Annotated in this window: 18 protein-coding genes; 11 read left to right on the forward strand and 7 right to left on the reverse strand. The window is 70.0% G+C overall.

The window, feature by feature from the left end; genetic code table 11:
* Positions 1–53 precede the first annotated feature (53 nt).
* Entirely contained in the window at positions 54–1685 is a 1632-nt protein-coding gene (locus tag FRCN3DRAFT_RS0231785) for a FadD3 family acyl-CoA ligase (protein ID WP_051466427.1), read from the forward strand.
* A 243-nt stretch (positions 1686–1928) separates the two neighbouring features.
* The gene (locus tag FRCN3DRAFT_RS0231790) at positions 1929–3002 is read left to right on the forward strand and encodes an Hsp70 family protein (protein ID WP_007508341.1); all 1074 of its coding nucleotides are present in this window, start codon (positions 1929–1931) and stop codon (positions 3000–3002) included.
* Positions 3003–3035: 33 nt separating this feature from the next.
* On the opposite strand, the gene FRCN3DRAFT_RS0231795 is transcribed toward FRCN3DRAFT_RS0231790, so the two are convergent.
* On the reverse strand, positions 3036–3701 hold the full coding sequence (locus FRCN3DRAFT_RS0231795) for a TetR/AcrR family transcriptional regulator (RefSeq protein WP_007508343.1): 666 nt from the start codon (positions 3699–3701) through the stop codon (positions 3036–3038).
* A 126-nt stretch (positions 3702–3827) separates the two neighbouring features.
* On the opposite strand from FRCN3DRAFT_RS0231795, the gene FRCN3DRAFT_RS0231800 reads away from it, so the two are divergent.
* Complete coding sequence (locus FRCN3DRAFT_RS0231800) at positions 3828–5171, forward strand: hypothetical protein (protein WP_007508346.1); 1344 nt, start codon at positions 3828–3830, stop codon at positions 5169–5171.
* Between the two features lie 11 nt (positions 5172–5182).
* A complete protein-coding gene (locus FRCN3DRAFT_RS0231805; protein WP_007508351.1) occupies positions 5183–6706 on the forward strand; it encodes an acyl-CoA reductase in 1524 nt (507 codons plus the stop codon).
* A gap of 242 nt (positions 6707–6948) precedes the next feature.
* Here the strand turns inward: FRCN3DRAFT_RS0231805 and FRCN3DRAFT_RS0231810 are convergent, their stop codons facing one another.
* The 6 genes from FRCN3DRAFT_RS0231810 to FRCN3DRAFT_RS56695 form a co-directional block, all read right to left on the reverse strand.
* A complete protein-coding gene (locus tag FRCN3DRAFT_RS0231810) occupies positions 6949–7329 on the reverse strand; it encodes a PIN domain-containing protein (RefSeq protein ID WP_007508352.1) in 381 nt (126 codons plus the stop codon).
* Positions 7329–7589: a hypothetical protein gene (locus tag FRCN3DRAFT_RS0231815; protein WP_027141120.1), complete on the reverse strand. Its 261-nt coding sequence runs from the start codon at positions 7587–7589 to the stop codon at positions 7329–7331. The genes FRCN3DRAFT_RS0231810 and FRCN3DRAFT_RS0231815 overlap by 1 nt, the downstream gene beginning before the upstream one ends.
* 222 nt (positions 7590–7811) lie before the next feature.
* Positions 7812–8111 carry an Rdx family protein gene (locus FRCN3DRAFT_RS0231820; protein ID WP_007508356.1) on the reverse strand — a complete coding sequence of 100 codons (300 nt, stop codon included), beginning with the start codon at positions 8109–8111 and terminating at the stop codon, positions 7812–7814.
* Positions 8098–8973: an SDR family NAD(P)-dependent oxidoreductase gene (locus FRCN3DRAFT_RS0231825; RefSeq protein WP_007508360.1), complete on the reverse strand. Its 876-nt coding sequence runs from the start codon at positions 8971–8973 to the stop codon at positions 8098–8100. The genes FRCN3DRAFT_RS0231820 and FRCN3DRAFT_RS0231825 overlap by 14 nt, the downstream gene beginning before the upstream one ends.
* Positions 8974–9124: 151 nt before the next feature.
* A complete protein-coding gene (locus FRCN3DRAFT_RS47180; protein WP_232794215.1) occupies positions 9125–10054 on the reverse strand; it encodes a cytochrome P450 in 930 nt (309 codons plus the stop codon).
* Positions 9970–10476 (reverse strand): hypothetical protein, encoded by a 507-nt coding sequence (locus FRCN3DRAFT_RS56695; protein ID WP_007508364.1) that lies wholly within the window; start codon positions 10474–10476, stop codon positions 9970–9972. The genes FRCN3DRAFT_RS47180 and FRCN3DRAFT_RS56695 overlap by 85 nt, the downstream gene beginning before the upstream one ends.
* A gap of 628 nt (positions 10477–11104) precedes the next feature.
* Here FRCN3DRAFT_RS56695 and FRCN3DRAFT_RS47185 point away from each other — a divergent pair.
* The 7 genes from FRCN3DRAFT_RS47185 (at position 11105) to FRCN3DRAFT_RS47205 (ending at position 22859) form a co-directional block, all read left to right on the forward strand.
* On the forward strand, positions 11105–11899 hold the full coding sequence (locus FRCN3DRAFT_RS47185; RefSeq protein ID WP_007508365.1) for a peptidylprolyl isomerase: 795 nt from the start codon (positions 11105–11107) through the stop codon (positions 11897–11899).
* A 624-nt stretch (positions 11900–12523) separates the two neighbouring features.
* Entirely contained in the window at positions 12524–13678 is a 1155-nt protein-coding gene (locus FRCN3DRAFT_RS50020) for a Gmad2 immunoglobulin-like domain-containing protein (protein ID WP_007508367.1), read from the forward strand.
* Between the two features lie 201 nt (positions 13679–13879).
* Positions 13880–14665: a sugar phosphate isomerase/epimerase family protein gene (locus tag FRCN3DRAFT_RS47195; RefSeq protein ID WP_051466428.1), complete on the forward strand. Its 786-nt coding sequence runs from the start codon at positions 13880–13882 to the stop codon at positions 14663–14665.
* Between the two features lie 196 nt (positions 14666–14861).
* Positions 14862–16793, forward strand: a complete 1932-nt coding sequence (locus tag FRCN3DRAFT_RS53575; RefSeq protein WP_157845282.1) for a DUF6884 domain-containing protein — start codon at positions 14862–14864, stop codon at positions 16791–16793.
* Positions 16794–17198: 405 nt separating this feature from the next.
* Positions 17199–19760, forward strand: coding sequence for a tetratricopeptide repeat protein (locus FRCN3DRAFT_RS0231865; protein WP_007508373.1), 2562 nt, complete (start codon positions 17199–17201; stop codon positions 19758–19760).
* Between the two features lie 86 nt (positions 19761–19846).
* Positions 19847–20860: a phosphotransferase family protein gene (locus FRCN3DRAFT_RS0231870; protein ID WP_027141122.1), complete on the forward strand. Its 1014-nt coding sequence runs from the start codon at positions 19847–19849 to the stop codon at positions 20858–20860.
* A 706-nt stretch (positions 20861–21566) separates the two neighbouring features.
* Positions 21567–22859, forward strand: coding sequence for a helicase-related protein (locus FRCN3DRAFT_RS47205; RefSeq protein ID WP_232794216.1), 1293 nt, complete (start codon positions 21567–21569; stop codon positions 22857–22859).
* Positions 22860–22924: the final 65 nt, after the last annotated feature.

The raw sequence follows: 22924 nt of genomic DNA on the forward strand, positions 1-22924 counted from the left end.
GCGCAGCCGATGCGCTCATGACGGGTGCCTTCTCGACGGCGAAGGGGCGGCAGATGGACGAGGCGGTTGGCACGACGGCGGACCCGGAGGCCTCGGAGGCCACGGAGCGGGTGCCCGCGACGATCCCCGCCGCGCTCGCCAGGGCGGCGGCCAGCTGGCCCACCGCCGAGGCCGTCGTCGACGGCGAGGAGCGCCTGAGCTTCGCCGACCTCGACGCCCAAACGGCCGCCGTGGCCCGGGCGCTCGTCGCCAGCGGAGTGCGGGCCGGTGACCGGGTCTCGGTCTGGGCGCCGAACGGCGCGGCCTGGGTGCGGGTCGCCCTTGGCGTCTACCGCGCGGGCGCGGTCCTGGTACCGATCAACTCGCGCTTCAAGGGCCAGGAGGCGGCGCGGGTGCTGCGCACCTCGGGCGCGCGGCTGGCGTTCCTCGTCGACGGCTTCCTCGACACCGACTACCTCGCGATGCTCGCCAAGCACCGCGACGATCTCGACGCGCTCGACGAGATCGTGCTGCTCGCGGCGCCTGCCCGCCCCGGCGCGACGGGGTGGGACGAGTTCCTCGCCCGCGCCGAGCTCGACCCGGACGGCGCGCTCGCCGCCACCGTCACCGCTCGCACGGCGGCGCTCGACGGCGACGACGTCTGCGACATCGTCTTCACCTCCGGCACCACCGGCGCGCCCAAGGGCGCGATGCTCACCCACGGCGCGTCGACCCGCGTCTACACGGCCTGGTCGGACGTCGTCGGCCTGCGCCGTGGCGACCGTTACCTGCTCGTCTACCCGTTCTTCCACACCGCCGGGCTGAAGTCCGGGATGCTCGCCTGTCTCCTGGCGGGCGCCACACTGCTGCCGCACCCGGTCTTCGACGTGCCGTCCGTGATGAAGAAGGTCACCGAGGAGCGGGTGACGATGTTGCCCGGCCCGCCGGCGATCTACCAGACGATCCTGAACAGCGACCTGACCGGCTACGACCTGTCGAGCTGGCGGCTCGCCGTCACCGGCGCCGCGGTGGTGCCGGTCGAGCTGGTCCGCCGGCTGCGCTCGGAGCTCGGCCTGCGCACGGTCGTCACCGGCTACGGCCTGACCGAGACGACCGGGACGGCGACGATGTGCCGCCACGACGACGACCCGGAGATCGTCGCGCGCACCTCCGGCCGGGCGATCCCCGGCGTCGAGGTCCGCGTCGTCGACGACGCCGGCACCCCGCTGCCACCGGGCTCCCCCGGCGAGATCGTCATCCGCGGCTACAACGTCATGAAGGGCTACTTCGACAACCCGGAGGCGACGGCGGAGGCCATCGACGCCGACGGCTGGCTGCATTCCGGCGACATCGGGATCCAGGACGAGGCCGGCAACGTCACGATCACCGACCGCAAGAAGGACATGTTCATCGTCGGCGGCTTCAACGCCTACCCCGCCGAGATCGAGGCCGCTTTGCTGGAACGCGGCGACCTCGCCCAGGTCGCCGTCGTCGGCGTCCCCGACGACCGGCTCGGCGAGGTCGGGGTGGCGTTCGTCGTCCCGCGCGCCGGCGCGGCCGTCGACCCGGCGGAGGTCATCGCCTGGAGCCGCGCCCGGATGGCGAACTACAAGGTCCCCCGCCGGGTCGAGGTCGTCGACGCCCTCCCCATGAACGCCACCGGCAAGGTCGTCAAGTTCGAGCTACGGACGCGGGCCACCGCCTGACCGGAGAGCCGCGGGGCCGTGGCAGGTGTCCGAGTGGGTCGACCGCCTCTTCTGGGCGGTTCGGTCACGGTGGGCGTTCGCCTTTCCCGACGTCTGTGGTAATCATGACGACGCCGCCCCGTAACCCGGGCCAGGGCCCACGGCGGCCGGGACAAACAAGGTATGCGCGGGGCTACCGATGGGGTTGTCCAGGACTCGATGCCGTTCCTCGATGGGGACGAACCGGCGAGAGGACGGACCGGAATGGCGCGCGAATGGCTGTTGGCCGTGGATCTGGGCACGACCTGGACCCGGGCCGCCTACACGACTTCCGACGGCGGCGCCCCGGTCGTCGTCCGGGTGCCGGCGACGCAGCTGGCCTGGTTCCCGACGGCCGTCGCCCGTTCCTCCGACGGGCGCTGGCTCGTCGGGGACGCGGCGCGGTCGCGCCGCATCGGCCGCCCCGACTGGTACTGGAGCGACGTCAAGCGGGAGCTCGGCCAGGACGAGCCGAGGCTGGTCGGTGGGCATCCGTTCGCTCCGGTCGAGGCCGCCGCCCAGCCAGTGCTGCACGCCGCCCGGCTGGCCCGCCGCCAGGCCGGACGCGGATTCGACCGGCTCGTGCTGTCCGCGCCGGTCTGCTTCTCGGCTGACCAGCGCGCCGCGCTGCTCGAGGTCGGGGAGAACGCCGGCTTCGCCCCCGAAACCGTCACGATCGTCGACGAGGCGGCCGCCGCCGCCCGGTCCGCACTCGGGCCGCGACCCGAGGACGGCACCTGGGTCGTCATCGACATCGGCGGCGGAACGTTCGACGCCGCCCTCGTCTCGGCCGACCGGGGTGTGGCCAACGTGCTCGACCAGGTGGGCGACGACGCGGCGGGCGGCCGCGCCCTCGACACGGCGATCGTCGCGCGGCTGCGCGACCGCTACCAGATCGAGGACGCCGACGGCGAGGCGGAACGGCGCCGCGCCCTCTACCTGCGCGACGCCGCTCGGATGCTCCGCGAGGAGCTGTCCGAAGGCCGGGCGGCGGACGTCTTCCTGCCGGACCTCCTGTTGGAGCTCAGCCTCACGCCCGCGCAGTTACGGGACCTGGTCGAGCCCGTCATGGCCCCGGCCATCGAGAGCTGCTCGGCCATGCTGGCTCGCAACGACCTGAGCTGGGAGAAGATCAACGCCCTGGTGCTGGCCGGCGGCGCCACCCGCGGCCCGACGGTCCGCGCCCAGTTCGCCGCGCTGGCGCCGCTGCGCGACGCCGCCGCCCCGGAGCTCGCCGTCGTCCTCGGCCTGACGGTCCCCACCGAGCCGTCCAACCGGACGATTCTCTCGGTCGGGTAGCGATTCTCTCGGTCGCGTAGGGAATCCGCTCTTTCAGGCCCGCAGCGCGCGCAGGAAGAGGCGGACGGCGGCCTCGACGCGGTGGTCCGCCTCGACCGGGTCGGGCAGGACGCCGAACGAGGCGAGCCGGGCGGGCGCGCTGGAGACCATGCCGACGTATAGGTCGGCCAGCGTCTCGGGATCGTCGGTGAGCGTGATCGCTCCGGCGGCGGCGTGGCGGCGCAGCAGATCGGCGACCAGGCGCTGACGGGGTGAGCCGCCGGCGGCGCCGAGCTGGATCCGGTGGGCGAGCTCGGGGAACCGGTCGGCCTGGGCGATCGCGATCCGGCTGACCTTGATCATTGACGGGTCGAGGGCGCGGTGTAGCGCGGCCTGGCCGATGGCGGTGAGTGCGCCTTCGAGGTCGTCGAGGTCGGGCGGCTCGGGTTCTGGGAGCGGCCAGTCGGGTCGGCCCATGGCCCAGTGGAAGACCGAGGTGAACACGGTGTCCTTGCTGGGGAACCGGGCGTAGAGCGAGGCCTTCGTGGTGCCGGCGGCCTGGGCGATGGCGTCCATCGAGGTGCCCTCGTAGCCGTTCTCCAGGAACAGCCGCAGCGCGTGCTCGCGGACGTCCCGGTCGAGCCGCGCCGCCTGTTCGCGGGTCGGCCGGCCGCCACGGCGCGGCGTGGCCGTCGGGCGCGCGTCCGGTGGGGACGTCATGACCTCCAGTCTGGCAGACCTGGGCGCGGATCCCGGCAATAACTAGACTCGCGAGTCTGGTTAAAACTAGACTTCTCGGTGTAGTAACCCCGCCAGGAGCCGCACCGACCTCAGAAGAGGGGCGTCATGTCCGTGACGACCAGGACGACCAGGACGACCAGCAAACCGGCTACCAGCCAGGCGGCCGCGCTCGGCGAGGCCACCGTGGCGGCGCTGGATGCCCGTTTCCAGGAGCGCCGAGCGCAGGTCCCAGTGCTCGCGCGGCGCGCCAAGGCCGAGGGCGTCGAGGAGATCCGGTCCGCGCAGGACATGGTCGGGCTGCTGTTCCCGCACACGACCTACAAGAGCTACCCGGAGACGATCGTCTCCAGGGGACGGTGGAAGCAGCTGAACCGCTGGTTGGACTCGGTGTCGACCTACCGGGTGGCGGATGTGGACGTGGCGGGTGTCGAGGATCTGGATGGCTGGATCGCGCGGTTGGAGGAGCACGGCCATCTGGTGTCGAGTTCGTCCGGCACGTCGGGCAAGGCGTCGTTCCTCAACAAGACGATGGCCGACCGGGAGGCCTCCGGTCAGAACCTGCTCGACAGCCTGAGCTGGCTCGGCATGCCGCCGGCAAGGGAGTGGCACGTCGTACCGGTCGGGCCGGACACGGGCATCAGCTCGGCGATGTACATCCGCGACGTCTTCCTGAGCAACTACCGCCGCCACGACGCGCTGCCGCTGCCGGAGTCGAAGCCGGTCACCGACCATCACAAGTACATGGCCCGTCTCGGCGCGATGCGGCGGGCGATCGCGGATGGCACCGCCTCACCGGACGAGGTCGCCGCGTTCGAGGCCGAAGGCGCGGCCAGGCAGGCCGACGTCGAGGACCGGCTCCAGTTCCTGGCCGAGCAGGTGATCGCGCACAGGGACGAGAACATCTTCTTCAACTCGATGTTCCCGATGCTCTACCGGCTCAGCGAGATACTGCGCGAGAAGGGCGTGGCGCCTGGTGACATCACCGGCGCCAACGGCCTTCAGGTCGCCGGCGGGCTGAAGGGCATGACCCTGCCGCCGGACTATCGCGAACGCATCTTCGAGCTGCTCAACATCCAGCCGAGCCGCTTCCTGCACTACTACGCGATGCAGGAGGTCAACCTGCGCAGCGTGAAGTGCCTGTCCGGCCGTTACCACGTGCCGCCGGGGCTGGTCCTGTTCGTGCTCGACAAGTTCGGCGAGACGCTCGCGCCGCTGTCCGACGGCCAGGTCGAGGGCCGGGCCGCCTTCTTCGACTTCTCCGTCGACGGCCGCTGGGGCGCCACGATCAGCGGAGACCAGATCATCGCCGACTTCGGCGTCTGCTCCTGCGGCCGCGAAGGGCCGACCGTGGCCGAGGACATCACCCGCTACAAGGACCTTCCGGACGGCGACAAGATCACCTGCGCCGGCACCATGGACGCCTACGTCCGCGGCTTCATCGACAACTGAGGGAGCGGCACATGACCATCACCGAATCCACCGCCGGTGCCGCCGCCGTCTCCCCCTCGGCCTCCTCGGCCGCCCCGGCCGCCCCGGCTGCCCCGACCGCCTCGCCCGGTCTCGCGCCGTCCGAGTCGGTGAGGCCGAAGAAGCTGAAGGTTCCGCACGTCATCCGCGGCAAGGTCGTCTGGGGCGAGGACGTCGAATACCTGTCGCGCGACTTCGGCGTGCCGTTCGTGACGCCACGGATCAACTTCAACGAGCTGATCACACCGCGCACCCAGCAGGGGCCGGCGTTCGACGTGCCGGTGACCGACATCATCGACTACCTCGTCGAGGTCGCCCAGCATCTGGACCTGGAGCGCAACCCCTATCTGCAGGAGTCGCTGGAGCTCACGGCGCAGGTCAGCCAGATGCCCCGGCGGATGATCGAGAGCACCTTCCGCCGGCCCGGCCAGTTCCTCACCCGCCAGTCGATGGAATTCCGGCTCGAGAAGACGTTCCGCGACCCGCGGGTCCTTGACGGTTGGGTGGAGCACACCGACTTCAACGGCCGGACGACGCGGATCCGCGCGTTCCCGCCGCGGCTCGTGCACATGCTCGCCGGCAACTCCCCGTCCGGCGCGATGACGTCGATCGCCGACGCGGCACTGGTCAAGGCCATCAACGTGTTCAAACTGCCCTCGGCCGACCCGTTCACCGCCGTCGCAGTACTACGCACCATGGCCGACATAGACCCGGAGCACCCGGTCCTGCGCTCGATGTCAGCCGTCTACTGGCGCGGCGGCGACGCCAAGATCGAAAACATCCTCTACCGCGCCCAGTACTTCGACAAAATCATCGGCTGGGGCGGCGGCGCCGCGATCAACAACATCATCAAGTACACCGGTCCGGGCTTCCACCTCGTCGCCTTCGACCCAAAGGTCTCCATGGCGATCCTCGGCCGCGAAGCACTCGCCTCCGACGAGACCATGCGGGAGGTCGCCGAACTCGCCGCCACCGACGCGACGGTGTTCAACCAGGACGCCTGCCTCGCCGCCCGGCACATCGCCGTCGAATGCGACGCCGACGACGACGAGGAGCTGGAACGCCTCGACCGGTTCTGCGCGGTGCTACGCGACCGGCTGAACGTCGACCGCGAATTCGCCAGCGCCGTCGGCCCCGCCACCCCCAGCGACATCCGCGAAGCCGCCGAGGGCATGCGCTACCTCGAACCCGACTACCGCGTCTGGGGCGACTACGACGGCTCCGGCCTCGTCGTCCGCTCCCCCGAACCCGTCGACTTCCACCCGACGAACAAGACCGTCAACGTCATCCCGGTCGCCTCACTCACGGAGGCGACCCACTTCGCGAACGTCGCGACGCAGACCGTCGGCGTCTACCCACCCGAGCGCAAGGCCGAGATCCGCGACCTACTCGCCACCGCCGGCGTCCAGCGGGTAGTCCGGCTCGGCAGCGCGATGACCGGCACCATGGGCAACCCGCACGACGGCATGTACCCCCTTCACCGCTTCGTCAACTGGGTCGCCGACGACGACGCCTGAGGCGCTCCCGTTGCCGGACGCTCCGCGCCCGCAACCGGGCAGCGCCTGTCGGGCACTGAGCCCAACCTCCCAGATCGGCTTCGCCGATCCGGCAGGAACCCTGCTCCCCACGTAGTTCCGGACCCTGGCCTATGGCGGTGGTCGGGCTGGATCAAGATCGGCAATGTGGTCGCGTTGGCCCCAGCGCTGAGGCGCCGTCACCAGCGGTCGGTGGGTTGCGCGGTTTTCTCACCAGGACGGCGTCAGGCTGCCGTCAGGTCGATGACCTCGAACGGCTGATCCTTCCACCGGGCCGGATCAGCTGTGGCGATCTTTGCCCCCACGGGTCGCTCGGGGCTCGGCCCGGCGGCGTGGCGGGTGTGCGCCGTTGCCCAGCTGGTGTCGCGCGCGACGGCGAGCGCGGCCGACAGGGTCAGATCGAGGACGACGATGTCGCGTAGAGACGCGATGTGCTCTGCAACGCCGCGCCGGACCCTGTCCGCCTCCACCAGCGCGCAGGTCGGAGCGTAGAGGTGCCAGCCCGGGAGGTTGTGCGCGTTATGAATCAACGTGGACGCGACGATGTTGCCGCGCCCAGCAGCAAGCATCGCCGAGTCGTCAAAGACGACATGGTGCTGCTCCATCACCGGCTCGCCTGCGCCTGCGCGATGCGCCGGTCGAGGTCCGCCTGGTGCTCGGTCAGTTCCTCGTCGGTCGGGTCATAACCGTTCCACGCCTTGAGGATGGCGCGGGCCTCGCTCGACCGGGCGGCGCGCTCGTCCGGCGTAAGGAGAGAGTTGGCGAGCCTGGTGAGATAGGTGCGCAGCGACATGCCCTCGGCCTCCGCGGCCCGAGCGAGCACGTCCCGCACCTCGACCGGGACGCCGATGATGGCGTCAGCCATGCGCTGCCCCCTCGGCACAACTCCGACTCTGCGCGGGTACAGATCCGCGCCCACCTCCGAATCGTCCACGACCGACTCGGCCACCGACAAGGCGTGGGTCATTTCCGCCTCCCTCTGCCCGCTAAGGACTGATGGGTCCAGCACTGTCGGATGGGACAGTACCCGCTGACGGAACAAAGATCAAACAGCCGTTACCGTCGGCATTAGCCCAGGCAGAAGGCCTTAGGCGTCTGAGTGGCCCAAGCTGCGTCCTGGCGCGACAAGGTCTCGAACGGCGCGCTTCACGGCGGTCGGCTCGGGGAAACCCTGCTCACGCCGGTCCCAGACCACGGTGCCGTCAACCCGGACGACGAACACTCCGCCGGTGCCGGGAACGAGCGCCACGGCGCCAAGGTCGGTCTCGAACGTCGAGAGCAGCTCCTGCGCGAGCCAGGCCGCCCGCGGCAGCCACCGGCACCGCGTGCAGTACTCGATCTCCAGTCTCGGCTTTGCCGCGCCTGCCGGCGTCTCAACCGGCGGCATGGGAGGCGGCCGCCTGGTCCACGTCGGCGAGCACAGCGGCGAGCCGGGCACGTGCCGGCCGGAAGCTGTCGGCGTGGGTGAGGATCCGCACCCGATTGGCCTCGATGCCGGCGATCGCGATCTCGGCGACCTGCGCGGCGGTGAGCACCTCGCCCGGGATGGGCTGCCGGGAGCCCGTGGCGCTCGGGGTGACCGGGGTGACCGGTTCGGAGGTCTCGGCTCCGTCGGGACGGATCGCCGCCGACGTCGCGACGAGCGGGGTGTCCACGAGGCCGGGGCAGAGGGCGCTCGCGCCGACCTCGGGCGCCGCCGCGCGCAGCTCCGCGTCGAGGGTCTCGGTGAGGCCGACGACGGAGTGCTTGACCGCGCTGTACGGGCCGAGGCTGGGCACCCGCATCAGCCCGGCGGCGGACGCGGTGTTGAGGAAGTGGCCGCGGCCCTGGGCGATCAGGGTCGGGGCGAAGGACCGCACCCCGTTGGCGACGCCGAGCAGCAGGACGTCGATGAGCCATCGCCACGTCTGCGGCGCCTGCTCCCACATCGGCGCCTGCTTGCCGACCACGCCGGCGTTGTTGCAGACGACGTCGACCCGGCCGAACCGTTCGAGGGTGGCGGCGGCGAGCGCCTCGACGGCGTCGGGGTCGCGTACGTCGGTGACGACCGTGGCGACGCCGGCACCGGCCGCGGCGAGCGCCTTCGCGTGGGTGTCGGCCAGGGTCGCGGCGGCGCGGTCCAGCGGTTCGGGACGCACGTCGGCGAGCACGACGGAAAGCCCACGGGTGGCGAACGCCTCCGCGAGCGCGTACCCGATCCCGCTCGCGCCCCCGGTCACCACCGCGACCTGCCCGGCCTCGATCTTCACGGTCCACCTACTCCCACCGGCTGTTGCTAGATCAGGTTGCGACGATACGACGCCCCGGCGGCCCGGCGCCTGACTTCCAGAGCCATGTCCGTCAGGTTCCAGGGCCACGTCCGTCAGGCAGCCGTCAAGCCGTCAGGCAGCCGTCAAGCCGTCAGGCAGGCGTGAAGGCGACGGGTAGGGCTGTCAGGCTGCGTACGACCACGGTGGGCTGCCAGACCAGTGCGTCGGCCGGCACGGCGAGGGTGAGGTCGGGGATCCGGTCGAGCAGCACCGTGACCGCGGTACGCGCGACGGTCTCGGCCACGTCCTGGGACGGGTAGGGGCAGCGGTGCGGCCCGCTGCCGAACGCAAGGTGCGCCTGACTGTCACCGGGTCTGACCGTCTGGTCCGGGCGGACCTGCGGATCGGCGTTCGCCGCCGCGACGGACAGCACCAGCAGATCGCCGCGCCGGATGTGCTGTCCGCCCAGGTGGACGGGACGGGTCGCCCAGCGGCCGAACGCGTTGGAGAACGGCGGGTCCTCCCAGAGCACCTCGGCCAGGGCGTGCGCGACGGAGCGCCGCCCACCGGCGACCGGCACCGCGAGCCGAGGATCGGTGAGCATCAGCCGCAACGTGTTCCCGATCCAGGCGGTCGTCTTGGCCTGGCTCATCAGGAGCAGCATGATCAGATCCTCGAACACCTCGTCGTCGGTGAGCGCGGTCGGATGGGCCGCGAGCCCGGACAGCGTGTCCACTCCCGGGTTCGCCCGGCGCGCGGTCGTGTACGGGCGCACCATGGCGCGCAGCCGCGTCTCCGCCGCGCGCGCCTCGCCTGGCTGCATGAGCATGGCGGTCACGTCGGCCAGGAATGCCGCTGTATCCGCCGGCGAAAGCGCCAGCAGGGCCGCCCCCACCGCCATCGGGATCCGCGCGGCGTACTGGCCTATCAGCTCGGCCTTACCGTCACCCGCAAAGGCGTCGATCAAGCCGTCGGCGATCCGCTCACAACGCCGCGTCAGCTCGAACAGGTCGACAGCACCCAGCGCCTCGTCGACCGCGGCGGAATGCCGCTCGTGCTCGGCACCGTCCGTCGAGAGCACTGTGTCGGTCCAGGCGACGGGGGGCGCAGCGGCCAGTGCGGCGGCGCCAGGTCCCAGGCATTCCAGGTCCGGGAGTCCTTGCCGAAAAGGTCAGACTGGCCCGCGACGTAGTGCAGTTCCCGGTAACCGATCACCAGCCAGGCCGGGACGTCGTCATCCAGCAGCACCGGGGCGACCGGGCCGTGCTTGGCTCGCAGCTGCCGGTAGACGGCATGAGGGTCCCGGTGGAACGCCTCTCCATATAACCGGGTCGCGGCCGCATGGACCGGGTAGCGACGCGCCAGGTCGGCGGCGCGGGCCGCCTTATCCGAGCCGTGCTGGGCATAGCCCAGCCGAATCGTGTCCGGATCCGGATCCGCCAGCGACGGGGTCGATGGGGCCGGGGTCAATGGGACCGGGACATGCGCGTTCGTGTCGGTCATCGCGCCCTCCTTCGGCGGACCGCGACGGCTCGGCTCACGCGGGGCCGTTCCCGTCGTGAGTCAGGCCCACGGCCGCGGTTGGTACGTACAGCCGAGGGCAGTCGCAGAGATCGCGACCAGCCTCGCAGCATTCGTCGCCGCTCGCTCGAATCGCGATCAGTCAGCGTCAGATCCAGCCTGGGAGCGACGGACGCCACGCGGACCGGCGGTAGCATGACCGGCGGGTTCTGGGGCAACGGACGTGCGGGGGCGGGATTCCATGGCGCACTGGTCGGGAGAGCCCACAAGTTCCGAGCCGGGACCCGCACAGCCAGGACCCGGGCAGCCAGGACCCGGGCAGCCGGCACCCGGGCAGCCGGCACCCACGCCCGGCCCCATTCCTGACGGCCAATCCCAGGCGGGTTACCCACCGCCGGGATATCCACCGCCGGGATATTCACCGCCGGGATATTCACCGCCGGACCATACCCAGCCCGGCTATCCGCCTCCGGGCTACGCCCAGCCGGGTTATCCGCCGCCGGGGTACGGCCCGCCGCGGCCGGGAGTCGGACCGCCTGGGGCGCCGCCGTGGCCCCCGGCCGGTGGCCCGGGCCGACGCCGGCGCCGGCGTGGCGTCATCGCCGCGATCGTGGGCGCGGCGGTGGTCGTCCTGGCCTCCGTGATCACGGTCATGGTCATAGTCGTCACCCAGGTGACTCGGGAGGTACACAACGCGGTCGAAACCGCCGAGCAGAGCCAGAGCCCCTCTGCAGGCGCTCCCGCCGGCACCGTTCCCACGGGTTCGGCTCCCACGGGTTCGACCGACAACGCGTCAACCAGCTCTGTTGGCGACTGCGTCTACACCAGAGAGACCTCTGCCTCCGGTTCCCAGATCAGCCGTGGTGGGGCGCTGCCGCCGTCCGCCGCGACGGTCAGCACCAAGCCGGCGACCATGACGATCAGCACCAACTATGGCGTGATGGTCTTCGCGCTGGACCCGGAAAAGGCACCGTGCACCGTGCATGCGCTCCTCTTCCTGGCTCAGCAGAAGTACTTCGACGACACCACCTGCCACCGCGAGACCCACGGCCCCGACGCCGGGATCTACGTCCTTCAGTGCGGTGACCCGACCGCCACGGGCACCGGTTCGCCCGGGTTCACGTACAAGAACGAGAACACCACTGGCGTCACCTACGGCCGCGGCGTGATCGCCATGGCCAACGCCGGAGCGGGCACCAATGGCAGCCAGTTCTTCATCAACTACGCCGACCCATCCCAGGCAGGCGCCCAGGCCCTGGCCGGCGGCTACACCGTCTTCGGCCAGATAACCCAGGGCCTGGACGTCCTCGACAGGATCACCCAGCCCGGTGTCGAAGGCGGCGCCGCCGACGGCGCGCCCGCCAGCAAGCCTCAGATCCTCACCATCACCATCACCCAGCAATAGCGCGCTTTGTCCCGTGCCGCCGCCTGAGGGATCGCGGTCCCGCTCAATCCCACGACCGTCCCAAACCCGATCTCCTCCGCGCCGAGCTCGAAGTCCTCCTCAACCACGCGATCAGCATCGGCCGCCTCGACCAGGACGGCGCCGTCCTCCTACGTTCCTGGTTCGACGGCATCCACGACCGCATGGCCCCCTACCAGCCCGGCATCGACAACCCAACCGAGTTCGAATCCGCACTTCTTCGGTTCAGCATCGAAACACTCACCGTCCGCCGATAGCGGCCTTCGGGACGGAGATATCGACGGCGCCCCGCGGCCAATCCGGTCGGTTCAGCTTGCGGCCCTTGCGGCCTCGTCAGCCGCCGATTCGGAGACCGGCTCGGCGAACGGTCGTTCGCGCTCGGCTGCGACGACCTCGCGGGCGAGTTCCGCCTCGGACACGTCGAACGCTTCGGGAGCGCTGGTGCGGAGACGGCCGGATCCACTCCGGGTCGAAGGTCGCGACAGGGTGTGCCGAGTTTCCGGTGAACGAGCCCCTTCTTGCCCGTTGTCGCGGATTCCGGAAAGCGGTGACATAAGAACGGTGACATGAGGGTGATGCCGGCAGCGGTTCCACCTGGAGGCGGCGATGTTCGTTCTCACGAGAAGACGCTGGGCCGTGGTTTCCCTCGCGGTCGTGCTGGCCGCCGCGCTGGTGACCGGGGCCGTCTGGCTGTTCGCGGTCAGGGACGGCGGCGGAACCTCGTCGCCGACCGACCATGCCACCACCAGCGTCACGCCGGGGCCGTCGAGCACACTCGGCGGCGAACCGACGCCGACCTCCACCACCGCGACGACGACGACCGTCCGGGTCTATTTCCACCGCGGTTCGGCCGACGCCGACCAAGTCGAGGCAGTGACCAGGACCGTCCCCCGCACCGCCATGCCGGCGACGGCGGCCCTCGGCCAGCTGCTGGCCGGGCCGACCGAGGCGGAACGCGCCGCCGGGTACACCTCGTTCTTCTCCGCGCGGACGGCCGGGACGCTGCACCGGCTGACCGTCGAGAACGGGGTCGCCTACGCGGACTTCGCCGACCTCCGCCAGATCATTCCCAATGCGAGTTCCAGCTACGGTTCGGCCGCTCTGCTGGCCGAACTGAATGCCACGCTCCGCCAGTTCTCGACTGTCCGCTCGACCATCTACTCGTTCGACAACGACGCTGTGGCTTTCTACTCGTGGCTGCAGTTGGTGACGCCGCGGGTCGAGGGCACGAACGCGGTCGCGGGCGTTTACGCCGCCCGCCAGTTCCTGGCCGATGTCGCGGGCATGACCGACCCGGCCGGCACTGCGTTCCGCGTGGTGGGCGCGGACAACGCCGAGGTGGACGTTTACCCACGGAGTGAGAACGGCGCTCCGGTGAAGGCCGCGGTGACGACGGTGTCGCTGCGCCGAGGCACCGCCTCGTGGTCGGTGACGGGCGCGGCCACGGCGACGATCGTGGTCGACGAGCCGGCTCGAGCCGCGACGGTCGTCTCGCCGCTGCGGGTCCGTGGCCGCGCGCTGGCCTTCGAGGGCACGGTGGCCGTGCAGGTCCTGGGCGGTCCCGAGGCGGCGGTCAAACGCCTCGGCGAGGGGTTCGTGACGGGTGGCGGCGACGTCTCGCGGCCCTTTGAGGGTAGCGTCTCCTTCAGCCCGAGGCCCTCCGAACGAGGCTGGGTCGTCTTCGCCGAGCGTTCCGCCCGCGACGGTTCGGTGTGGCGGCTGACAGCGGTCCCGGTGCTGTTCGGCCCGTCCAGCCAGTAGAAGCCCCCAGCGACCGCGGACTGCTTCCAGAGGTACACAGCCTCCGTGAGGTTCTTCGGACCTGTCTTCACGTGAGGACATCATCGACAGGCGTCGAGCCTCTACGGGTATGATCCGCGAACAGCCAGGACAACAGGAAACGATGTGTTGATTTCTTTTCACCCGTCTCTTTCCGGAGGTCAGCCGGTCGCCTGGCCGGAGATGGTCAACCTGGCCGGGGAGGCAGGATTCACGGCGGTCGAGGTCCCGTTGCGGGATGCCTACCGCGACGGCGCGCCCAGAACCCGCGACCTGCTCGCGGAAGCGGGAATGGCGGCGGGTGGCGCCCGTTTCCCCGTCGAGTTCAGGGCCGACGACCGGACCTTCGCCGAAGATCTCGCCGCGCTTCCCGCGCTGGCGGGGTTCGCCGCGCGGATCGGTGTCCGTGTCATGTGCCGATCGGTCCCGCCGTCCTCCGATCTGCCCATGCATCTGGCGCTGCCCATCATCCGCGGGCGGCTCGTCCTCTGCGCCCGCGTGCTGGAGGAGGCGGGTATCAGGTTGGCGCTCGAGTTCCACAGCCCTCTGCACCTGCGGCGTGCCCGTCCTCACGAGTTTCTGTGGAGAATGGAGGACACGCTGTCCTTCGCTCGTTCCTGTGGCGAGAACGTCGGGCTGCTGCTCGACTCCTGGCACTGGTATCACGCCGGCGCCGGAACGGCGGAAATACTGGCGGCCGGCGGCGACATACTGTGCGTCGAGGTCGCGGACGCCGCGAGCCTTCGTCCGGCGGACGTCCGTGATGACCAACGGCTTCTGCCGGGCCGCGGGGTGATCGATTTTCAGGCTTTCTTCGGGGCCCTGAGGTCAGTCGGTTACGACGGCCCGCTCACGCCGGAGGTGATCGGTTACCGGCATCCCGGACCGCCCGTCGACGCGGCGCGGGCGGCGTTGGATGCCACTCTGTCGGCACTTGATCGCCACCCTTCGTCGCCCGTGGCATCCTGAAATGACCCTGTCTTCGCTCACCTCCAGCGCACGCGGATCGCGCGCCGGGCAGCGCCCGTAACCGTCGTATGGTCCCTGCCCAGGACGGTGGCGTGGCGTGACGCGCGGTCGGCGGCGGCCGCCAGCGGTTGGACACGACTTCCAACGGGCCACGGAGAACCAGATATGGCCCGAGGTGGAGAATCCACGCATGACGGTGTGGTCACTGCTGGAGACCTGCATTCGTGACCTTGATGAACCGATCAGGCGCGGTGACATCGTCCGTTGGTTCCGCGAGCACCATCCCGAGGTGAACGAGCGCACGCTCGGAGTGCACATCCAGGGCGCCGTCGAGAACGCGCCGAACCGTGCGACGAGTCAGTTCAGCCGTCGCGCGCCGCTGTTGCGCCGGACGGACCATGGCCTCTATGCGAAGGCCACGGGCGATCTGGTGCCAGAACTGTCACCTGACTCTGCCGAGCCGCCGTCGCCGTCGCCGTCGCCGTCCGGCAGGATAGCCGCCGATCTGGTGCTGATTGGCTGTGTGAAGACCAAGCAAGCCCGGGCGGACCGGGCGGCGGATCTGTTCGTGAGCCCGCTGTTCGCCGGTAGGCGTGCCTATGCGGAGGGCAGCGGGCTGCCCTGGTACGTGCTCAGCGCGAAGTATGGCCTGCTCGCGCCTGACGACGTGATCGGCCCCTACGATGTCTACCTACCGGACCAACCGGCTGGCTATCGTCGAGCCTGGGGCCAGTTTGTCGGCATGCAGCTCGCCTCCCTGCTGGGAGACCTGCGCGGCCTGATGATCGAGGTCCATGCGGGCGCCGTCTATCTCGATCCGCTCCGTAGCCCGCTCGAGGAACTGGGCGCACGGCTCTCGGCCCCGCTGGGTCACCTTCGCCTTGGCGAACAACTGGCCTGGTATGGAATCACCCCGCCACCCGACGAACATCTCGAAGCCGCCGATGACCGGCTGCCACGCACCGAGGTCGCCGCGCTGACGGCCGAGCTCACAGAGCAGCGGAGGTCACGCACCCCCACCGAGTTCCTCGCCAGTGACCGGCAGGCGCTGGACAAGCCAGGGCTCTACACCTGGTGGGTCGACGGTCCGGGCGCGCGCGATCTGACTGCCGGCCTCGGTGAGCGCGTCGCCGCCGGTCTGATCTACGCCGGCCAGGCAGGTGCTCGGCGCTGGCCCAGTGGGCGCAGGTCCACCAGCACACTGTGGACCAGGATCTCCGGAATGCACCTGGGTGGACGAGCCCGGTTCTCCACCTTCCGGCGCTCTCTGGCCGCGGCCCTGGGCGGCGCGCTCAACCTGACCGACGATGACGACCCCCAGCTCGACACCTGGATCGAACAGCACCTACGCGTCATCACCGTTCCCGTCGCCGACGTCGACGAACTCGGCCAGTTGGAAGCCACCGTTCTGGCCGTGCTCGACCCGCCGCTCAACCTGGATGGCCGGCCGGCGACACCTCTGCGCGAACGCCTGCGAGAGCGCCGTGCCTCCCGGCCGCTACACGACGACAAGACAGACGACGGGCCGTCACCTGGGCCGGAACCGACCAACGGTGGACGAGAAAGTGCAGGGCGCATGGTGAGCGGTACCTACCGCGAGGGCGACGGGGCGAGCGTCGATTTCGACGCCGCGCGCGCGGCATGGGCGGACGCCGGGCGGGAGGTGCTCATCTCGGTGGCTCGCCGATATCACGCCGTGATCACCTACGCGGAACTGGCCGAAGAGGTCCAACGGTCGTCGGGCATCCGGACCAGGATGCTGATGATGCACTGGATCGGAGGCGTGCTCGGCCGCGTTGCCGACGAGTGCCAGTCCAGACATGAACCCCTGCTGTCCGCGCTGTGCGTCCATCAGGACGGCACGGTGGGCGACGGCTACGGCGGCGCGGTCGAGACCAACCGCGGCTACCGACCCGACGACCTCGACGAGCATGCCGCCGAGGAACGCCTCGCCTGCCACCTGCATTTTGGCGCCGCGCTGCCACCGGATGGCGGCCGACCCGCCCTCACGCCGCAGCTCGCAGCCCGGCGCGAACGACAGATCCGCCAGCAAGCCCCGGCGCCTGCGCTCTGCCCCACCTGCCACACGCAGCTCCCGCTGAGCGGCCAATGCGATACCTGCACGTAGGAGCAACGCTCAGCTCGAACGTCATCCGATGAGTCTTGTCACGACCCGTTGGCGGAACGCTGCCGATGAGGCGTCCGTCGGTTCAGGGCCGTCAGCTGCAACAGGTGCGGCGGGGGCTACGCGCAGGCCTCAGCAAACCCTCGGTGGCTCCGGCCGAAAGGCGTCGAAGGAGTCAACAACCAGCCGGGGCCGGCACGCGCCGACAGGGCGTGCTCATCAGTTCCACGCCAGATACCTGATGGCTACACCACTGACGGGTCCGTCAGCTTGTCGACGGGAAGGTGTCGGATTGCGTGGTTCAGTCAGCCGAGGCGGGATGGGCGTGGTTGGATGCGCAGGGCGATCGTCGAGTTACGGTGACGATTGGTAGCTACACATTGATGGCTGCTTCACCGGAGGTCGTGGATGGCGATCGCGCCGCGGTTTCGCCGGGTGGCGGCGTTGCAACGGGAGTTTGTGGACCGGGAACCGTTGCTGGACGCGTTCACGAACGAGATCGAACGGGTCCGGGCGGCGATGGCCGCTGGCGAGTCCACGCCCCGGGTGCTGAACATGACCGGCGTCGGCGGGATCGGGAAGTCGCGGTTGCTTCGGGAGCTGCGGGTCCAGGCCCCGGAGGGCTGGCGGACCGCGGCGTTCGATCTCCAGGTGCCGGCGATGCGGCAGCAGGAGGACGCCCTCGCCGTTCTGCGCGCCGAGTTCGGCAAACAGGGGGTGCGGTTCGATCGGTTCGACATCGCCTACGCGGTGCTGTGGCAGCGCATTCACCCGCACCTGCGGATCAGCCGGGAGACGCTGCCGTTCGTCGAGGAGAGCGGCGTGCTCACCGAGATCATCGATTCGGTCGCCGGTATACCCGTGTTCGGCACCGCGCTCGGACTCTTGAAGGCCGCGGAGCGGGTGACCTCGGATGCGCGTCGTCGCCATCGGATCAGTCACGACGAGACCTTGTCGTCGCTCGACGACCTGCCGAACGCCGAGGTCGCCGACGCCGTCACCTTCCTGTTCGCCGAGGACCTGCGCGACGCGTCTGCCAGCCGCCCCTATGTGCTGACGATCGACACCTACGAGGCGCTGGTGCCCGCTCCGACTCGCTCGGGACGGACGCAGCTCGCAGATGTCTGGCTACGCGATCTGGTCGCCCAGCTCGACTGCGGCCTGGTCGTCATCGCCGGCCGAGAGCCGCTGCGCTGGGATGCCTACGACGCCGACTGGCATGGACTGGTCCGAGCCTGCCCGGTCGACGAGCTGCCGATGGAGGCGCGACTGACGTTGCTCGGCGCCTCTGGGGTGGCCGAGGAGGGTGAACGGAGGCGGCTCGCGAGAGCGAGTGCGGGGCTGCCGTTCTACCTGCACCTCGCTATCGACACGGGCGACGGCAGCACAAACGCCGAGGGTACGGGTCCGATGCGGGCCCGGACGGCGACGCAACGGGAGATCCTGCAACGCTTCCTGCAGCATGTAGCGGCCGACGAGGTGCGGACGCTGGAGGTCCTCGGCGTCGCAAGGATCTTCGATCAGGAGATTTTCCAGACGTTGACGGCGGCGCTGCGGCTTCCCGGACATGTGACGGCCTGGGAGTCGATCTCGTCCTACTCGTTCGTCTACCCGGCCGGCGACCAGCTCCGGTTCCACCAGCTCATGGCGGGCGCCCTGCGCGACCGACTGTCCGCGCCGGCTCGCCTGGAACTCCACCGGCTGCTGCGCGATGCCTGGGAGCAGCGTGCCTTCGAGGACCCCGCAGAAGGTGGCATCACCGATCAGGAGAGGTCCCGGAGCCTGGGCGGGCGAATGCTGGCGGACCCGGTCGCGTTCCGGGAACTGGTTTTCCATGCGCTGCACGTCGGGGAGATCACCGGAGTCGAGCTGCTCGACCTGGTCGAGGTGGCGGTGCGCGGCGGGGCTGACGGCGCCGCTGGTGGCGTGCTGACCGACCTGCGCGAGTTTCTGCGGGAGAACCCAGTCCGAGCAACGTCGGATCTGACCGAGACCGCGCGGGTGATGGACGTCGAGACGCTGCTTCGCCGCGGCGAGGCCACCCAGGCACTGGAGCTGACCCCGGACGAGAACTGGGATGTCAGCCAGTCTGTCGGGGCACGGCTCGCCGTCGCCGCCGGCCAGGCACGCCGCATCGCGGGCCAGACGACGGCCGCTCTGACGATCTACAACCGAGTGTGGGCCGGCCAGGACGACACCGCTCGGATGGGCGCCGGCCTGTGGGCTGCTGACCTGCACATGTGCCAGGGGCGGTTCGTCGAGGCGGAACGGTTCGCGACCGCGCTGGATGCGATCGCCGAGCGACGGCATCCGGAGTGTCGCGGTGACGTGGCCCGGCTGCGTCACCTGGCGTATCGGTTCGCCTTCGACTTCCCGGCATCGGACCGTCTTCTCGACGAGGCGGCGGCCTACTACCAGGCGGCCCGGTCCTACCTCGGGAACGCGAACATCAGGACCAACCGGGCCGAGTTGCTCGCGTTCGTCGACGCGCCGGCCGCGATCCCCGAGGCACGGGCGGCCATCGAGGTCCAGACCGAGATCGGCGCGCAGCACGAGTTGGGTAAGTGCCACACGGCGATCGCCGTTGCCGAGCTGCGGCTTGGCAACCTCGATCGGGCCGAGGCGGCGTTCGACGCGGCGGTCGAGGCGTTGACCCGGGCAAGCTATCGATCGGGGCTTGCTCGGGCAAGGTTGTACCGAGGGGCGTTGGAGGCACGACGCGGCGAGGTCGGCCTCGCCCGGGAGTCGGCGCGCTGGGCGGTGAGCGAGCTGGAGGCCGCGGAGGTGTATCCGACGCTGGTGTTGTGCGCCGGAGCCGCGCTGCGAGAGCTTGGAATCGAGGACGAGTACGTGACGGACGCCTGCCAGCGCGCCGAAAGCGCCATCCAGCCATTCGACTCTCTCGACGCCATGAAAGGTCGCATCGACGTGCTCACCCGCGACCTGCTCGGCTTCGGCGGGGCCGCCTGATGACGAGTTCCGATCCGCCGACATCGAGCTCGACTGGTTCCACGGCCGAGAATGTCCCAGCGACTGCCGCAGCCGTCGACGAGACGATGCCGGTCGCGCCACGCGCGGCCACGAACGAGCCGGACGAGCTGTATCGGCTGGCGTTGGCCTGCACCGACCGGAGCGCCGGCTTCTACAACCACAACGTCCGCATCGAGACACCGACCGGGCGCGTCGTGGTGCGCATCCCGATCCCGGGGGCCGACACCATGGACCTCACGATCTGGCCAGAGGCCGCGGTCGTGAGCGCCCTCCACCCGGCCATCCCTCGGGCGCCACGACTTCTCCACGCCAGCATCGACCCCGCCTACCAGATCGTCGAATGGGTCGATGGCGACGTCCTCGACGTGATCGCACCCCGTGGCAAGCGCGTGCCCGAACATGTCATCCCCGACGTCGGCGCCCTGTTCGCCCAGCTCGGCCAGGTCCCGCTCGACCAGCTCCCACCGCTCCCCGCCGGCTGGCCCACCGACGGCGACACCACCGCGTTCGCCCAGCGCCTCTCCACCATCACCGCAAACGTGCACGCCGCCTTCTCCGACGAGTTCGGCGACCTCTTCAAAGCTCTCCGCTTCCCGGCCGACCCCCTCGAACCCATCCTCGACCGCTGGAAAACCCTCTCCCCCAGGCCGTTCCGCCTGCTCCATACCGACATCCACCGCAAGAACCTGATCGTGAAGGGTGGGGCGACGTACTTCCTCGACTGGGAGCTGGCTCTCTGGGGCGACCCGGTCTACGACCTGGCCGTCCACCTCCACAAGATGGCCTACCAGCCTGACGAGGAAGAGCTCGCCAGAGCGGCCTGGCGAAACGCCCTCCCCCCGGAGGCAGCCGTCGAGTGGACCCGAGACCTCGCCACCTACCTCGCCCACGAACGCGTGAAGTCCGCCATCGTCGACACCGTCCGCTACACCAAACTCATCGCCGCCGGCTCGGAGACACCCGCCGCCGAGGCCGCCCTGCTGGACAAACTCACCGCTAAGCTGCACGCCGCTCACGCCGTTTGGCGCACTGGACATGCCCCTAACCGTGGCGATATCGAACACCGGGTCCGCGGCTGATACACCTGCTCTACGCGCCCGGAGGTACGGTCAGAAACTTCGGAAGCTCGACGACTGGTCCTTGGACGCCGCGGGTTTCCGAGTACCCGGACGCCGAGGCTACCCTTCTCGACTAGCTCGCGGGCAAGCTGCGGGCGACCCACCCGGTCTGGGGAACAAAACGGTCCGTTGACCGCTCGTGGTCGAGGCGCACCTGCGCCACAATCCCGCAGAGCCCTTGACCACGCTATGTCCGAAGACTGCCGGGCATAAGCCACGGTGCTGACGAAGTGCCAGCACAAGCTCACCGCATGGCCCTTTACCCGCTGCGCTCGTCGGCGTCAGCCTAGTTGGGAATTTTGTCGGCCAGGTGGACATCATCGCCGGGAATGTTCCGTTGAGTAGGGCAGGAGCCACGGTGTCGCGCAGAGCAGTGGTGACTCGAACAATTTCCCGGTGTGTAGCGATCTATTCGTCGAAAGCGGCGAAAGCGGCAACGATCTCACGTTGGGTTCGCAGTGGTGGAATAACAACAGGAAGCGTCTTCATAGCGTCGACAGCGAGAATGTCGATCACCTTACCCGTCACGACGTCAGCGACCCATCGCTGGACTTCCGGATGCCGCAGACAATAGTTTAGGCAGCCGACTGGGCCCGCGGTCAAGGGCGTCACCGCCGGTCTGTCCGCGCAGGACGCGGGGGCGGCCGTGGTCGACAGCGCCCACCCCATGATCTATTCGCTGGCTCCGCCACCCGCGTCGCCGCCGGGCGAGATCGAGCTGGACTACGTCGGGTCGGTCGCGAACGCGGCGAAGGTGCTCGCCTTGCTGCACCAGGGCGAGAAGCGGCTGGTCTTCTGCGATTCGAAGAAGACCGTCGAGGAGCTCGGCCAGGCGCTGCGCTCCCTCGGCGTGACGACGTTCCTCTCGCATGCGTCGTTGTCGGTCGACGAGCGGCGCCGGTCCGAGGATGCCTTCGCCCAGGCGCGCGACTGCGTCATCGTCTCGACGAGCACGCTGGAACTCGGCATCGACGTCGGCGACCTCGACCGTGTCGTCCAGATCAACGCCCCGGCGACCGTCGCCTCGTTCCTGCAGCGTCCCGGCCGCACCGGGCGGCGCGCCGACACCGTCCGCAACTGCCTGTTCCTCGCGCTGTCCGAGCCCGCGCTCATGCAGGCCGCCGGCCTGCTGCTGCTCTGGGGCCGCGGCTGGGTCGAGCCGGTTCCCCCCCCCCCCCCCCGCCCGGAGCCGCGCCACATCGTCGCCCAGCAGGTGCTCGCCTACTGCCTGCAGGAGAACCGCGTCGGCGACCGGCTCTGGGCCGAGGAATGGAACGGCCTCGCCCCGTTCGACCGATCCGCCGAGCCGATCGTGCGCCACCTCGTCCGGATGGGCTACCTCGACTCCGACGGCGGCATGCTCTTCGTCGGCCCGGAAGCCGAGCGGAAGTTCGGCCATCGGCACTTCTCCGAGCTGACCGCCGACCCGGTCCTGCTCACCGACCCGGTCGAGGGCCCGCGCCTGCTGCTGCTCGCCGGCCGCAGCTGGCGCGTCACCCACATCGACTGGAAACGCCGCCGCTGCTTCGTCGAACCCGCCGACAGCGGCGGCCGCGCCCGCTGGCTCACGTCCACCGTCGGCGCCTGCTCGTTTCCGCTGACCAGGGCGATGCGCGAGGTACTACTCGGCGCTGACCCCCCGGTCTCACTGACCCGTCGCGCGACCGAGCACCTCGCGGCAGTCCGTGAGACCCATCTCGACGTCGTCCACCCCGCCGGAACAATGATCGTCCGCACTGAGGACCTTACCGACGTCCGCTGGTGGACCTGGGCCGGCGAACGCGCCAACCGCACCCCGCCGCCACCCTCAGCGACCTCGCGGACCCCAACCAGGCCCCCACCGCCGCCTACCTGCGGCTACGCACGGACCTCACCCCCGACATGTGGCGAGCGGCCACCACCGACGCTGCCGCCCGTCTCTGCCTCCCCCTCGTCACCGAGGAGGCGCTGGCTGGCCTGAAGTTCAGCACCGCCCTCCCGCCCCGTCTGGCCGAAGCCACCCTTGCCAGCCGCATGTCGGACCTC

Origin of the sequence: Pseudofrankia saprophytica, assembly GCF_000235425.2 — a bacterium.
GTDB classification, from domain to species: domain Bacteria; phylum Actinomycetota; class Actinomycetes; order Frankiales; family Frankiaceae; genus Pseudofrankia; species Pseudofrankia saprophytica.

Bases quoted from the DNA above. Each gene is read 5' to 3' on its own strand.
- FRCN3DRAFT_RS0231785 (WP_051466427.1), top strand. From the start codon at position 54: ATGGACGAGGCGGTTGGCACGACGGCGGACCCGGAGGCCTCGGAGGCC.
- FRCN3DRAFT_RS0231790 (WP_007508341.1), top strand. From the start codon at position 1,929: ATGGCGCGCGAATGGCTGTTGGCCGTGGATCTGGGCACGACCTGGACC.
- FRCN3DRAFT_RS0231795 (WP_007508343.1), bottom strand. From the start codon at position 3,701: ATGACGTCCCCACCGGACGCGCGCCCGACGGCCACGCCGCGCCGTGGC.
- FRCN3DRAFT_RS0231800 (WP_007508346.1), top strand. From the start codon at position 3,828: ATGTCCGTGACGACCAGGACGACCAGGACGACCAGCAAACCGGCTACC.
- FRCN3DRAFT_RS0231805 (WP_007508351.1), top strand. From the start codon at position 5,183: ATGACCATCACCGAATCCACCGCCGGTGCCGCCGCCGTCTCCCCCTCG.
- FRCN3DRAFT_RS0231810 (WP_007508352.1), bottom strand. From the start codon at position 7,329: ATGGAGCAGCACCATGTCGTCTTTGACGACTCGGCGATGCTTGCTGCT.
- FRCN3DRAFT_RS0231815 (WP_027141120.1), bottom strand. From the start codon at position 7,589: ATGGCTGACGCCATCATCGGCGTCCCGGTCGAGGTGCGGGACGTGCTC.
- FRCN3DRAFT_RS0231820 (WP_007508356.1), bottom strand. From the start codon at position 8,111: ATGCCGCCGGTTGAGACGCCGGCAGGCGCGGCAAAGCCGAGACTGGAG.
- FRCN3DRAFT_RS56695 (WP_007508364.1), bottom strand. From the start codon at position 10,476: ATGACCGACACGAACGCGCATGTCCCGGTCCCATTGACCCCGGCCCCA.
- FRCN3DRAFT_RS50020 (WP_007508367.1), top strand. From the start codon at position 12,524: ATGTTCGTTCTCACGAGAAGACGCTGGGCCGTGGTTTCCCTCGCGGTC.
- FRCN3DRAFT_RS47195 (WP_051466428.1), top strand. From the start codon at position 13,880: ATGGTCAACCTGGCCGGGGAGGCAGGATTCACGGCGGTCGAGGTCCCG.
- FRCN3DRAFT_RS0231865 (WP_007508373.1), top strand. From the start codon at position 17,199: ATGGCGATCGCGCCGCGGTTTCGCCGGGTGGCGGCGTTGCAACGGGAG.
- FRCN3DRAFT_RS0231870 (WP_027141122.1), top strand. From the start codon at position 19,847: ATGCCGGTCGCGCCACGCGCGGCCACGAACGAGCCGGACGAGCTGTAT.
- FRCN3DRAFT_RS47205 (WP_232794216.1), top strand. From the start codon at position 21,567: ATGATCTATTCGCTGGCTCCGCCACCCGCGTCGCCGCCGGGCGAGATC.